Here is a 14,324-nt window from a genome sequence, read left to right as displayed (position 1 = left end):
GGTCTGTTTGGGAGCGGGGGCGTGTTCGCCCCCGACTCTGGGCGCGAGCTGTCGGGGAGACTAGACCTGCCCGCGATCGCGCGAGCTCACGGCGACTACCGTAGGCGACTCGGCGAGCGAGACAAAGCTTCGGGTGACGCCGTCCAGCGCATCTATGTTGCCTGTCTCGATGTCGTAAACCCAGCCGTGCAGATTCATGCGCCCCTGTTCGAGGGCGAGCGCCACGGACGGGTGAGTGCGCAGATTGGCAAGTTGCGCGATCACGTTTTCGCGCACGAGCCCGTCGAGCTTCGCGCGAGGCGTGTCGTATTCATGCGCGGCGTTGATGACTTTAGCGGCGTCGGCATGACGCAGCCAGTTCGCGACCGCCGGCAGATGATCGAGGCAGGTGCAGCGTGAAATCGCGCCCATCGCACCGCAATCGGAGTGACCGCAGATCACGATATCGCGAACGCCGAGGACGGCGACCGCGTATTCGACGGTGGCGGACACGCCGCCGGGCTCGGGGCCGTAGGACGGCACGATGTTGCCTGCATTGCGGATCACGAACAGTTCGCCCGGCTCGCGTTGCGTGAGCAATTCGGGCACGACGCGACTGTCCGAGCACGTGACAAACAGTGCCTTGGGGTTCTGTGATGTGGCGAGCTGCTTGAAGAGCCCAGCCCGTTGCGGATAGATGTCGCGCTGAAAGCGAAGAAAACCGTCGATGACGTCACGCATGTTTGCTCCCGGGGTACAGATTCGATATACCGGCGTAGCAAAGACGGGTACGCTCGCGCGGCGGGCGATATTATGCCGGCATCAGATGAGCGAGGGAACGGCGTGGTACTTGAGGGTCGGCCGGGACTCGTGAAATTTTCGAAAAAAGCATCTCAACTTGATGATTTAACAGGGAAATTCTGAATCGTTGTCCGTCTGCTGACGTCCATCTGACGACAGACTATCCTTCCTTGCGGACCCCGAACGCATGATCAAACTGCCGAGCCCGCTGCACGTCGTCGCTGTGCAGATAGGTCGACGTCGTCGAGATCGACGCGTGGCGCAGGTTGTCGCGCACCATGATCAGCTCAGCGCCGCGCCCGAGCGCGTGCGATGCGTGGGTGTGCCGCATCCAGTGTGGGCTCGCGCGCCGCAGCTTCTCAGCGGTCGCCGGTCGTTCGTTCTGGATCTCGTCGGCTGCCAGCACGAAGAACCGGCGCAGCACGCGCCAGAGCCGTCTGGGTTCGATGCCCGCGCTCTCCGCCTCGAGACTCGCGACGAGCGGCGTCGCCGGGTTCCAGCGTGTCGGCGTGACCGGCAGCCCGCGCTGCACGAGATGCTGATCCAGCGCGGTCCGAGCGAGCGACGGCAGTGCCACCTTGCCGCCCTTGCCGAGCACGTGCAGCCAGTGATCGCCGTGCTCGTCCCGCCGACCGCAGCGGAGCTGGTCGGCCTACGCATGCGTCATCGCCGCACCCAGGCGGCCGTCGCCGAGCGGTCGGGCGTTCCCCCCCCGGCAGGTGCAGCGCTGGGAGGCCGGCGAAGGCACGATGCCGGTCGCGTCCTGGCAACTGCTGTGCCGTGAGTGGGGGACGCGCTTCCGGGAAGATTTCGCGACGGCGCCGGGCCCGATGACCCGCGGCTGGGACACGCTGCGCGATACCGCACGCGACACCATCGAGCGCGGCGACGTCGTGCACTTGCAGGCGATCGCCGGGCCGCTGATCGTGGCGACCGTGTGTGCCGATCGCGTCCACGACGGCCTGGTCGACGAGCACGCGTATGGCGCGATCGTGACGGGGCTGGGCTGGGCGCCGCGTATCCCGCTGGTGAGCCCGCAAGCTTTACTCTCGGCGAGCGCGTGAGCTTCGCGCGGGACAACGTGATCCACCTCGAGCAGTGCGCAGTGCGCACCGCGCGCGGGCGTGGTTGACCGGAGCGTGAAATCGTGCACAAAACCCAGAGCTACACGCAGCTGACGACCTACACCACGCAGACGATGCGGAAGCATTTGCGAAGACGATGCTCGATGCGGCCTAAAGAATGAGGCGCGCGAAAACCGTCGCCGAATTTCACGAACCTGATTCCCGATAAGGAAAACGATGACGAAATCGGATGACGAACAACGGATCCTCGAGCAGCAGGTTCGCGAGTGGACCACGGAACTGAAGCGATCCGTACCCGCCGGCGCTGTTCTCGGTGTCGGACGTGGAAACGGGACGAAGCATCGGAAGGATCATGGAAGGGTCGATCGACGCGCGCGCACCGTGGCGATTGAGAAGGTCGACCGAGCCACACCTGAGCAATGGGAGGCGTTTTGCTCTGCAGAGCGATCGGCGAATCCATGCGGGCGTCTGCGTGCTGCAGGTGCTTGATCCATGTCGAACCACCTCGGCAGGAGGCGCTGCCCCAGCGCACTTCCGTCCGAATTGGATTCACTAGGCCGCGTGCGGTTGAACGGCCCGCCGATATCCATATATTAAATTAATATATTTAATTGATCTATTATTTACACGAACCGCAACAATCGACCCACCGCAATGGTTCGCCCCCTGAATTTCCGGAGAAAATCAATGGAAATTGTAAGCTTCGCGTTCTCGCGCCGGCCATGAGGGCACCGTAACAAAGCTTGACGATCTGATTCGCGCAGTCCGTCTAGAATGGCTTTGCTAAATCTGCATATGGTCTAATAGCCGAATCTCGAACGTTTTGGAAAGCGCCGGGAAACTTGCGTTCGACACCATGAGGACGCTGGATTACGAACACCCGGTTTATGTCCTGATGACGCCTGCACCGATGGATGTCCTGTCCGTATTGGGCGATCGGTCGGATTTTGGTCCAGCGGTTGGCTGTTTCCTGTCGCCATTCGATGCGCTATTGGAAATGGTGTTCCTGCTGCGACACGATGCAAAGGCAGTCGAAGGCGTCTTGCTGTCGAGTCACCTGCCACGGCGCGTCCTCTATTCAGGCAGGTTGCGACAGCGGCCGCTAACCGTGCATCTCGCGTGGCTTGCCCACGAGAACCGGCTCATCGTGCATCACGATGGCCATCTCTTCAGGGTTGCTCGAGACCAGGCTGCACGATGGCGCCAGCACCATACGGCGGTGGCAATTGAAGCAGCGACGTGGTCGACGCTCGATCGACTGCACCAGTCCGCAGGCCTCTTTGCCTGGCAAGAGACGTTGCAGATCGCACGACGATGGCTGGCGTCGCCGGCCGTTGAGGAGGCGTCGCTCCGGCGGGCCGTCGCGGCGCTCGACGCTGTCGACGTGATCGCTGTACCTCCCGGCGATGCCAAGCAGTTGGCGTTGTACAACCCGGAAACCGGGTGCTGGCACTTCGTGCCGCGAGACGGGACCGTCTGGCAAAAAATCGACGGTCACGTTGTGGCTGGCCAGAGATGAACACAAAACTGAGAGGGCCGAAGTGAGCATCAGCGACACACTTAGTAGCTTCGCGTTGGGGGCCGTCGACTGGAACCGACGTCCGGTCGCTTTGAATTTCGGGCGGCTGCAAGGGACGTTGGGGCGCTTGCTTGCGCTTCAGCACGCAAACGTTCACGAAGGGCTGATGACCGGCATCCACGGCCATCTCACGTGCGTATCGACACGACACGACCTACCACCCAAGTTGTTTATCGGCGTGCCTGTTTCATTGCGACTGGTAACCGACCGTGGCCAGCTGCAGACGATCAACGCGATCGTTCAGAACGTACAAATCGGACAAAGCGATGGCGAGCTGTGCGTTTACCAGCTGACGATTTGTGATGCTTTGTCCCTGATGGACAAACGGACGAACTCGCGCGTCTTCCGCAAGCAGAGCGTTGTCGACGTCCTCTCGGTGATGTTCAACGAATGGCGGCAGCGTAGTCCGGCGCTCGCGCGCGCCTTCGAATTCGACCTGTCATTCCTGAATCGCGATCGCTATCCTGCTCGAGAATTGACGCGCCAGGTGAACGAGTCGGACGCAGCGTTTGTGCGGCGCTTGTTGCGTCGCGAAGGGATTTCGATCTTCGTCAAGGCAGGGCCCGCCAAGGGCGGATCCACCTCCGAAGACGAAACCCCCGTGCACACCTTGGTCTGTTGCGACAATCCCGATTCGTTGCAGGAAGGACCGGCGGGAACGGTGCGTCTACACCCACGCGACGCTGGAACCGAAGAGCGCGATACGGTTACGCTGTTCGCGCTGCACGCGCGCCTGGTGCCGGGCGCAGCGAGTCGACCATCATGGGACTACAAGAAGGCGCGTATTGACGAGTCGACCGTGGCAGGCGAAGTCGACCAGGGCGATGCCGGTAACGATCTGGCGACGCTCCTGACCGACGTGGCGATCGATGTCCCGCACGCAGGCGACTCGTGGGACGACCACGATCGCCTTACGCGCTCGCGTATGCTGGCGCACCAATTCGAAGCTGAACAGTACGATGGCGCGAGCGGGATCCGCGATCTCGCCGTCGGCACCTGGATCACGCTGACCGGTGACCCCGACCTGGACATGCAGTCGGCCGACAAGCGGCAGTTCGTCGTCACGTCGATTCGTCACGACATCTCGAACAACCTCCCGAAGGGGCTGACCGAACGCGTGCAGCAGCTCTTTGCTGCGAGCAAGAACCTCGTATCGCCTTCGCCGGCCCAGCTGGCCCCTTCGTCCGCTGAATCGGATACGCGCTACGAAAACACTTTTACGTGCGTGCGCCGCGGCGTCCCGATCACGCCGGCATACGATCCCAGGATTGACCTGCCACCCGTTCATTTGCTGACCGGGGTCATCGTTACGCGCGACGGTGATGAGGTTGTGACCGACGAGCTCGGGCGGGTCTACGTGCGGATCCAAGGACTGGATCCTGCCGATCACTCCCATGCACAAGGGGCCGGCACGAACGATAACGCCGGCGACAGCGCGCCGATCCGGGTGGCGTCGAGCCTCGCGGGCACGCAGTTCGGTGCGTCGTTTCTGCCACGCATCGGCATGGAGGTCCTGCTCGGGGCGATTGGGGGCGATCCCGACCGGTTGGTGATCATCGCTGTCCTCGGCAATGGGGCGAACCCGCCGGCGGCGTTTACGCACACCGGTTCGCTGCCTGGCAACCGATACGTGTCGGGTATCAAGACGAAGGAAATCAAGGGGCAGCGCTACAACCAGTTGCGGCTCGACGACACGCCGGGAGAAATTTCCAGCCAACTTGCGAGCGAGCACGCGCACTCCCAACTGAATTTGGGTTTCCTCACGCAACCGCGCCAGAACGGGCAAGGACAGGGACGCGGCGAGGGTGCGGAGCTGCGCACCGATGCGGCCGCAGCGCTGCGCGCCGCGCAAGGGATCTTGCTAACAACATACGCCCGCTCGCAGGCAAGCGGCGGGCAGCTTGATCGTGACGAGCTGCTGCAGCTGCTCGGCGAGTGCACCGAGTTGTTCAAGTCGCTGGGCGACTATGCCGGTGAACATGGAGGGCAAGCGACAGACACAGCCGGCCAGCAGGCTGTCGCCGCCGCGTTCAAGAGCTGGACACCCGCTGGTGGAGCACCTAACACCGGAGCTGGGGCGGGCACCGGAAGCGGCTCACAGGCGCTGATGGCTTTCGGCGCGCAGGCCGGATCGGTTGCGATCACCCCGAAAACCCACGTGACGTACGCGGGCGAAAACATCGACCAGGTCGCGCAGCAACACGTCCAGGTGACGAGCGGCCAGCGCATCAATCTGCACGGCGGCCATGGCGTCGCGATGTTCGCGCACAGCGAGGGCGTGTCGGCGATTGCGAACCAGGGCAAGGTCACGCTACAGAGCCAGAACGACGACACGGAGATCGATTCCGCAAAGAACATCCAGTTGACGGCCGCCGACGGGAAGATCACTGGTATGGCAAACGATCAGGTGGTCTTCACGACTTCCGGCGGCGCCTACCTGAAACTTCACGGCAGCGACATCGAACTTGGGTGCCCGGGAAAGTTCACCGTGAAGTCCGCCGGCCATTCATGGCAAGGGCCGGCGAGCATGAGTACGGATATGCCGAAATTCGACAAAGAACCGCTTGGGGCTATACCGAAACTCGTACGAGCGTCGGATGGCCAGCCAATCGAGGGGTTCGTGGGGCAAGTCCATAAGGCATCGGGCGGGATACTCAGCGGGCAGACGGACAGTAGCGGCAAGCTGACTCCAATCGAACACGACCAGTTCGAACAGGTAGTCGTGAAGTTCTTCAGAAAAGACGCGTAAGCATCCGGGAGATAACATAGTATGCCTAACAAATCTACGAGCCCGGCCGCCACCAAGGTTGGCACGTTGCTGCCCGGCAAGAAGAAGGAAATTGTTGCTGTCAATCCAATGCCGTTACCAGGCGTCGTAATTTTCGTTCACGGCGTCAACTCCGAGGGCGAGTGGTTCGGCCCGGCCGAAGAGGGTCTCTGCAAGGGATTGAACCGGCGACTTGGGCGGCTCGACGATCAGATGAAGTTCAAAGGACCAGAAGGTGGACAACTCACCCCAGCCAAGTACGTCAAGTTCCTGACGAACGACGGCTTCATCAACCCGAAGATGACGCCGCAAACCTACGTGCAGCCCGACCCGTCGTGGTCGCCGGTCATCCATTTCCGTTGGGGACACAAGGCGAACAAAGAAGAACTGCAGGAGTTTGGCGGCAACATTTTCCTGAACGAACAAAACTACTGGGGGGGAGGCCCGTTTGCAAATGGGTGTACAACTCTTCCGGATTTGTGGAACGTCGGGGTGAACGATCGACTATTCCTGTGGCTACAGGTTCAGGATTTGAACCCCGTTGATGCACGCATGGTGTACTCGACGCCAAACCGGCAATACGGAGTCATGGCTGCGCTGCGTCTCGCGAAACTGATCGAGTCGATCAGGAAAAAGCAAGCAGACTGTCCGATCACCGTCGTTTGTCATAGTCAAGGGAACATAGTCGGGCTCACAGCCGCGTTTCTCGGCGACCAATTGCCGGAGGTAAAAGATGGCCAGGGGAAATCTGGCCGTTGTGTTGCCGACGCCTATGTATTGGCAAACGCGCCGTACAGCCTGGTCGACAGCAACTTGCCCGATAACTGGACTCAACGCGGCGCAAAGGATGCAGAGGGTCGACGCGGCCGCGAGACATGGGAAGCGCGGGTCCGCACGCTGTCAAACTTCTTCGACATCATCCGGGCACGGTTCAGCCTAGAACCGACGCCAGAAGATATCGATCCGGTAATGTCCAATATGTGCACGTCGTCAACAGGCAAACCCTATAAGGCAGCGGACGATCGCCAGGCGCACGGCCTTCAGGTATGGGGAAAGACCTCCATGGGGCCGACAGGTTACGGAAACACGTATCGCACATTTGGCCGCGTCACGCTCTACTGCTGCCCGCATGATCAAGTCATCTCGGCGACAACGGTCCAGGGGATCGGCTGGCGTGGCTTGAGCGAGTACGAGATAGAAGTTACGGGCGGTGCTGATTGCTTCACGCAGCGAGTCTTCGCTTCGGGCTACCTGGTGGGCCAGAAGCCCGGGCAGTTTTACGATTACACGAAGAATGACTGGCGCTACAAGAAAGGAAAGACGAAAGGGTTCTGGTATCCCCCATCTCCCGAGGCACGATTCTCGCTCATCAAGTCGTTAAAGAACCGAACGACTCTTCACGACATGTGGGGAATCTGGAAGATGCAAAGCATCGGAACGGCCGTAAACATATTCCGGCCGGCGGTCAATGCGACGCCATCAGAATGGTGGGCAATCCCGATCGACGCGCCCAAGCTGGATCACCCGTTCACCCCAGTAGCAATGAAGTTTGGCAGTCCGATCGCACCCGTCCATGACGGCCCCGCAGCAACGAGCCAATTTAATGAGGGTAATGACCCGGTTGCGGCCGCACGCGACAGAAACAAGGCTTCTGCTAACAAAAAGCCGGGAGACGCGATCGACAACTACAAGGGCGCGGCACCGATTGGGAATGAGGATAGCGAAGCAGATATGCGGTACGAATTGCATGCGGTCGTGCGACAGACCGTCCGCCAACGTGAGCAAGGAAATGGCTCGCTCATTGACGCGGCTGGAAATGTGACCTCTGAGCAACCGGGCTTCAATGCTGACGGCAAGGCAAGGGAGTATTCGACGTCCACTGTGACAACCTATCTCGGTGCGACGGAGAAGAACAATCCAACGAACCATTCGACGATCATGACGAACGCGATGCACGCGGAGCATGCTCTCGCCTACGATGTCGCAATCGGTGTGTGCAAACTGACACCCGAAGATTGGAAGGAATTGCGCATTGAAGCTGACTGGCGCTTCGGTGAAGGCATGGACAAATCGAATCCTCACCGGAAGTACGCGTCGTACTTCTCGAAAGGGAAGATGAGTGGTCTGTTTCTATCAGACTGGGTTAAGGCCGATGCAGATGCACATATGCCGAAGAAAATCCAGGACGAACGAGATGGTGGGTGGTTCCTCAGTGCGACGCACGCCCTATGAGTACCGCTCTCTCGACTTGGCCGCGACGTGTAGGCGTCGCTATCGCGATTCTCGTCTTGTCGGTCGCAGTAGCTGCGACGTGGACGTATCATGCTCAGCAGGCTGCGCCGCAGCCGCTTTCGGTTGAGGAATGGATGAAACGATTGATTGTGTTGCCGCTCCTTGTTGTGGTTGCCGTGCTGGCGCTCTGGGCGGGAATTCGGAAATCCGGCGGTGAAAAGGCCGCTTTGGCCATGACTGGGGCAGCTGCCAGCGTTGCGATGGCAGCACCTGCACCCAATCAGCCGTTCCGGGCTCAAGTCGTGGGCCTGGCGTGGCTCAATCCGTTAGAACGACGTGACTATCCGACCGAATGGCAATTGCTTTGGACGATGGGCCTCGTTGGGCCAAATGAGCACGACGACATGGTGAAGGAGGATCCGAAGAGCTTCACGACTGTTCAACCGGTCGCGGGTGTTGCGTATGGAAACGATGGACGCGAGACGTTTGACGGATTCTACGAAAAATATGTCGACAAGCTTCTCAGCTTGTTTGCTGAGATTTATGTGATGAGCCCGGCGTACTTTTACAACGTGCATTCGAAGGACCGAAAGGGCTGGCGAGAACTCGCAGGTACGCATATCGAGTTTGCAATCCCCGAGAAGCGACTCGATCCGGAAGAGTCACGTAAATATCTCGTCGACCAGTTTGTCGACTATTACGAGATCGGGAATAAGTCCGCACCGAGTCTGTGGAACAGTGACACTCCGCCAGATGTCCACATAACGCCAGGTGGTCCAAATGCGGGCTTCACTTCGCTGAATCGTGCGCTCGAGTACCTGCAAGCGCACCCCGATAAAAGCGTATGGGTGATGAACTGGGACGCGCCGAGCTTCCCGCCGAAGGACAACCAGATGAACGAGAACATGGTCCTGCTCGTTCTGACGGGGCCGGACTTTGCGACAGGGCGAGAGCCGCTCGCCTGGATTGGGCGAGCCGCAGTCGGCAACGTGAACGACTTCGAAAAGAAGTCCGGGACGACCCGCGCAGTCCAGGCTTGGAAATCGACCATTGAACAAGCTGCCCACAATGCTGGGGTGGCGACGGCTGATCTTCATTACGTGGTCCACGACGCCGGCAAGGGCAGTGACGCCGCATCCGCTCGCCTGGGTACGTTGTCCCAGACGTTGACCGAAGTGCTGCCGGAATACGACTACAAGAAACAGACGTTCAACACGCCAGCGCTCCTCGGCGAGATGGGCGCAGGTTCCGCGTTGACGGACGTCGCACTGGCGATCGGTCGTGCAAACCACATCGGCGGCAATACGCTCGTGGCAGGCACGACAGACCTCGAACACCCGACGGCGGTCGTCGTGGTTCCGCCGGCGAAGCTGAATCCCGTCGATCCAAAGAAACCGTGGTTCCGCGCGGCCGGAGAGGGTAGTGCCTATCTGCCTTGGTGGGGGAAGCGCCACGATGTCGATTACAGTCGATCCGGGCAAGGGTACAGCTTCTGAGCACGCGAATGATGCGATAGATCGGGTGCGGCGCCCGGTCGATTCGCGCGTCGTACGCATTCGTTGTGGAGAATTTTTATGGAATCGGGAGCGTATAGACTCTCTCGCCATCAGCAGCTCATGGGGTGGGGCGTTGGGCTGGTTGCAGCTGGGATTTGTCTTTGCGTCGCCTTATTTGTTCTTCTGATCATTGGCGCATTCGACCAGTGGCATATTCAAAGCGATGCACAGTTGTCGTTTGTCTTCTCGGTGCCCGTTTTAATGGTGTTCGTCGGACTTGCCCTGTTCGTCGTGGGCGTGGTCAACGCGTTCAGAGCGCGTAGATGAACCGATATGGCCACCGCGCGTGGATTGTCCTAACAATGGAAGTGCGATGTGATTGCGCGGCGGGATCTATGACGAAGGCGAACCTGGAACAGAGGCTTTCATGCGCGGTGTAATTCGGGTTGGAGACGTACACAGTCACGGCGGGCGCGTTGAGTCCGGTGCTGCGAACAGCGAGGTGATGGGTCGGCCGGTCGCACGAATCGGTGACCGCTGCACCTGCCCGATCCACGGCGAGTGTGTGATTGTGGAAGGCGATTCCGATTTCAACGTGGAGGGTAGCTTCGCGTCGTTCGACGGTCACAAGACGTCATGCGGCGCGGTGCTGATCACGTCGCTTCCGACGTCCGGGCGGGCCTAGCTTCTCGCACGAGCGCGCACGCGCCTCGACGCCTGCAGGCGATCGCTGCGGTCGTGGCATGGAGGTGAGCTCATGCATCAGATACAGCATGTTCGTCGCGAGGTCGTGGGCCAAGCCGCCGACAACAATGAACCAGCATGAGTGCCTCTGTAGGTCGAACGCACGCTCAGGCGGTGGCCGCCGGCGCCGGCCTTACGCTGCGCTTAGTGTCCAAAGTATTATTCTGGACTACACTTTACATAATCATAGTTATCGGTGGTTTTTGTGTAGGTCCCAAGTTCAGATGTCGCGTTTCCGCTAAATAAAAATGTCGTGTTTTGGCCTGTAGGTTGATCGCCTGCACCCTTGGGAGCGCCGGCGATGAACGCGACTGGGACGATCACCATGACGATGCGCGAGCTGGATCGATTCAAGGTCATTCAGGACGTAGCCGACGGTGAGCTCAAACCATGGCGTGCAGCGGAACGGCTGGAATTGACGACCCGGCGGGTCCGCCGGCTGGTCGCCCGGTTACGTGAGCACGGCCCGGTGGGATTGGTATCGGGACACCGAGCGAAGCCGAGCAACAAATGAGCAATGGCAGCGCTATCGAGTCGAGCGCTTCCCATGGATCAGGCGCTTCTTCGCGAGAAGATGATGACCGCCCGCCAGAACGAGTCGCTCCGTGAACAGCTGCTCCGATTCGATATCGTCCCGCGACGCGGGATGAAATGCGATGCCGGGATCAAACCAGCGCGCGCCGACCGAGATGCGTGCACACCGCGACTCGTGCACTCGAACACACCCTGCGAAGATCCACGCCCGCCTGTCCCTGCCGCGACACCCCACCCGGCAACTACCACTACTGCCAGTACCTCCGCTGTCCGTGCCCCCTTACTCTTGTCGGCATCGCTGGCGCGCCGTCCGAGGCCGCGCCGCTTCGACCGGAGACACGACAGATGCCATTTGACTGGACGCAGGAACAGCATGCGACGCTCGCGCGCTTTCGCGACATCGGCACGGAGATCGCCGCGGCGGAACGCGACGCTCGCGCGCCTGCCGGATTCGATGCAGCCGGCTGGACCCGGCTCGGCCAGGAAGGACTGTGGGACATGATCGTGCCGGAGACCTACGGCGGCGACGGTCACGGCTGGTGGCACTTTTCCGCGGCGCTGGAAGGGCTTGCATCGACGATCCGCCGCCCGGCGCTGCTGCTGTCGGTGATCGCGCAGGCCGGCATGGTGCGCGCGCTCGAACGCTACGGCACGGCAACCCAGCAGGACCGCTATTTCGGCGCGATCCTGCGCGGCGAACTGAGTGCGACGGCGATCGCCGAACCGGGCACCGGCACCGACGTGCGCAGCATTGCGACGAAGCTGGTCGAGCACGGCGACGGCTACCGTCTGACCGGCAGCAAATTCAACATCGCGCACGCGCCGCTCGCGCGCTTCATCCTCGTCGTCACGCGTGTCGAAACGCTCGGCCGACGCAATACGGCGCTCGTGATCGTCGACCGCGACCAGCCGGGCATGACCGTCGCGGCGCCCGACAGCAAGCTCGGCCTCGACGACCTGCCCACCGGCGCGCTGCATTTCGACGACTGCCCGATCGCGCGTGGCCAGCTGCTGGGCGAACCGGGCGCCGGGCTCGGCAACCTGATCGACATCATTTCGCTCGGCCGCCTCTACTACGGCCTCGTCGCCGCGCAGGTGACGGCGCCGTACCTGCGCGACGCAATCGCCTATTGCCGCGACCGGCGCAGCTTCGACAGCACGATCGACGCGCACCAGTATGTGCAACGCCGCCTGGTCGACCTGCAGATCGGCATCGAGCGCGGCACGTGGCTCGCGCGCGGCGCGCTCGCGCAATTGCTGACGGATCACCCGCAAGCGTTGATGACCTGCTCGATCGCGAAGCTGGTCGGTGCGCAGGATCTCGTCGACGGCGCGCTCGGCCTCGTGCGGCTGTACGGCAGCCTCGGCTACCAGGCCGGGCCGGTGGCCGCATTCGCGTCGGACGCGCTGGGTTTCATGAGCGTCGGCGGAACCGAGGAAATGCATCGCAAGAACATCTTCAACCAGATGATGCGCGCCGGCTGAACGCCCGCCATCGACATGCGTACGACGCACCCTACAGGAATCCAAGCATGACAACGACCCACCGACGCCCTTCCCGCCTGCGCCGCTCCTGGCTGTTCCTCGCCGGCGCCGATCACGATGCGCTCGTCGACGGCGCCGCGAGCGGCGCGGACGTATTGATCCAGGAACTCGAGACCTTTACGCCGCCGGACCGGCGTCCGGCCGCGCGCGAACTCAGCGAGCGCGTGCTCGCGGGCTGGCGCGATGCCGGCATCCTCGCGTCCGTGCGCGTGAACCCGCTCGACGCGGGCGGCATCGACGACCTGCGCGCGGCGATGCGCGGCCGGCCGGACATCGTGATGATGTCGTACGTCGCGACGCCCGAGCAGGTCGTCGCGCTCGACGAAGCCGTCACGCGCTTCGAGCGCGAATACGATATCGCGCCCGGCTCGACGGAACTGGTGCCGAACATCGAGTCGACGCTCGGGCTCGTGAACACGATGGCGATCGCGCGTTCGAGCCCGCGCGTGTCGGCCGTGCTCGTCGCGACCGAGGACATGGTGGCCGACATGGGGGCCGAGCGCACCCGCGCGGGCCGCGAGCTCGACTATGTGCGTTCGCGCTTTCGCGTCGAATGCGCGGCCGTCGGCATCACCGCGATCGACTGCCCGTACAGCTATGCCGACAACGAAGGCGCGGAGCTCGACATGCGCGTGTCGCGAGGCCTCGGATACCACGCCAAGGCGATCGTCAACGCGCAGTTCGTGCCGGTCGTCAATCGCGTGCTGACGCCGACGGCCGATGAAGTCGCCCTCGCCCGCCGCGTGATCGACGCGTTCGACACCGCCCGGCGCGCGTCCGGCGGCCGCCGCGTGGCCGCGGCCGTCGTCGACGGTTTCCTCGCGGAAGTCCCCGACTATCTCGCCGCGCATCGGCTGATCGCCCGCGCGACGCAATTCGGCATTGCCTGAGCCCGCCATGGATACGATCGCCACGCGCCTGAAGGCGCTGAAAACCCTCGCGTATGCGGCGCCGCATGTTCCGGCCGAGAACTGGCCCGACACGCCGCAAGCGCAATTCGAACGCTGGCTCGACGAGGCCGTTGTCGCAGGCGCCGTCGAACCGCAGGTGATGACGCTGTCGACGGTCCGCCCGGACGGGCGGCCCGACGCTCGCTCTGTCGTACTGCTTAACGTCGACGCACGCGGCTGGCATTTCGCGGCGAGCACGCGCAGCCCCAAGGGGCGCCAGATCGAAAACCGGCCGTTCGCCGCGCTGACGTTCTATTGGCCGGCGATCGCGAGCCAGGTCCGCCTGAGCGGCCCGGTCGAGCGGCTGCCGGCCGCCGAAGGCCGCGCCGATTTCGCGGGCCGCCCGGAGCGGTCGCGCGCGAGCATCCTGGCCGGCCGGCAAAGCGAACGGCTCGACGATCCCGCCGACCTGACGCGCGCGATCGACGCGCAGCTCGCGCGGCTCGCCGCCGACCCCGCACTCGTGTCGGAGGACTGGCACCTGTACACGCTCGCGCCGGACGAAGCCGAATTCTGGCGTGCCGACAGCGCACGCCGCTTCGCGCGGCAGGCGTACCGTCGCGACGGTCAGCGCTGGGAACGGTGTGCGCTATGGCCTTGAAGTCCGCCGCC

At 62.3% G+C, this 14,324-nt stretch carries 11 protein-coding genes and 2 pseudogenes; 11 read left to right on the top strand and 2 right to left on the bottom strand.

Annotation, left to right across the window (positions count from 1 at the left end; all coding sequences use genetic code 11):
• Positions 1-60: 60 nt before the first annotated feature.
• Positions 61-720 carry a carbonic anhydrase gene (locus tag DPV79_RS20295; RefSeq protein ID WP_021160963.1) on the bottom strand — a complete coding sequence of 220 codons (660 nt, stop codon included), beginning with the start codon at positions 718-720 and terminating at the stop codon, positions 61-63.
• Between the two features lie 220 nt (positions 721-940).
• Positions 941-1,411 (bottom strand): annotated as a pseudogene (locus tag DPV79_RS20290) (tyrosine-type recombinase/integrase); the annotation flags it as partial.
• A gap of 118 nt (positions 1,412-1,529) precedes the next feature.
• Between DPV79_RS20290 and DPV79_RS43405 the strand changes: the two are divergent.
• From DPV79_RS43405 to DPV79_RS20230, 11 genes and pseudogenes are all read left to right on the top strand, one after another.
• Complete coding sequence (locus DPV79_RS43405) at positions 1,530-1,844, top strand: hypothetical protein (RefSeq protein WP_244321782.1); 315 nt, start codon at positions 1,530-1,532, stop codon at positions 1,842-1,844.
• Between the two features lie 877 nt (positions 1,845-2,721).
• The gene (locus DPV79_RS42165; RefSeq protein WP_124467374.1) at positions 2,722-3,384 is read left to right on the top strand and encodes a hypothetical protein; all 663 of its coding nucleotides are present in this window, start codon (positions 2,722-2,724) and stop codon (positions 3,382-3,384) included.
• A gap of 22 nt (positions 3,385-3,406) precedes the next feature.
• On the top strand, positions 3,407-6,193 hold the full coding sequence (locus DPV79_RS20275) for a type VI secretion system Vgr family protein (protein WP_244321781.1): 2,787 nt from the start codon (positions 3,407-3,409) through the stop codon (positions 6,191-6,193).
• Between the two features lie 21 nt (positions 6,194-6,214).
• Positions 6,215-8,443, top strand: a complete 2,229-nt coding sequence (locus DPV79_RS20270) for a T6SS effector phospholipase Tle3 domain-containing protein (protein ID WP_060155118.1) — start codon at positions 6,215-6,217, stop codon at positions 8,441-8,443.
• Positions 8,440-9,939, top strand: coding sequence for a hypothetical protein (locus tag DPV79_RS20265; RefSeq protein WP_060128573.1), 1,500 nt, complete (start codon positions 8,440-8,442; stop codon positions 9,937-9,939). Before DPV79_RS20270 ends, DPV79_RS20265 begins: the two co-directional genes overlap by 4 nt.
• Positions 9,940-10,017: 78 nt before the next feature.
• On the top strand, positions 10,018-10,266 hold the full coding sequence (locus DPV79_RS20260) for a hypothetical protein (protein ID WP_060155113.1): 249 nt from the start codon (positions 10,018-10,020) through the stop codon (positions 10,264-10,266).
• A 100-nt stretch (positions 10,267-10,366) separates the two neighbouring features.
• The gene (locus tag DPV79_RS20255; RefSeq protein ID WP_048022903.1) at positions 10,367-10,624 is read left to right on the top strand and encodes a PAAR domain-containing protein; all 258 of its coding nucleotides are present in this window, start codon (positions 10,367-10,369) and stop codon (positions 10,622-10,624) included.
• A gap of 360 nt (positions 10,625-10,984) precedes the next feature.
• Positions 10,985-11,191: pseudogene (locus tag DPV79_RS20250) on the top strand (helix-turn-helix domain-containing protein); the annotation flags it as partial.
• 371 nt (positions 11,192-11,562) lie between these two features.
• Positions 11,563-12,702, top strand: a complete 1,140-nt coding sequence (locus DPV79_RS20240) for an acyl-CoA dehydrogenase family protein (protein ID WP_059495916.1) — start codon at positions 11,563-11,565, stop codon at positions 12,700-12,702.
• A 47-nt stretch (positions 12,703-12,749) separates the two neighbouring features.
• Positions 12,750-13,652, top strand: coding sequence for an HpcH/HpaI aldolase/citrate lyase family protein (locus tag DPV79_RS20235; RefSeq protein WP_048022729.1), 903 nt, complete (start codon positions 12,750-12,752; stop codon positions 13,650-13,652).
• 7 nt (positions 13,653-13,659) lie between these two features.
• The gene (locus DPV79_RS20230) at positions 13,660-14,313 is read left to right on the top strand and encodes a pyridoxine/pyridoxamine 5'-phosphate oxidase (RefSeq protein ID WP_113046319.1); all 654 of its coding nucleotides are present in this window, start codon (positions 13,660-13,662) and stop codon (positions 14,311-14,313) included.
• Positions 14,314-14,324: the final 11 nt, after the last annotated feature.

The organism is Burkholderia reimsis, assembly GCF_003294055.1.
GTDB classification, from domain to species: domain Bacteria; phylum Pseudomonadota; class Gammaproteobacteria; order Burkholderiales; family Burkholderiaceae; genus Burkholderia; species Burkholderia cepacia.
Note: the sequence above shows the minus strand (reverse complement) of the source record. Positions and strands in the feature narration are given on the sequence as shown.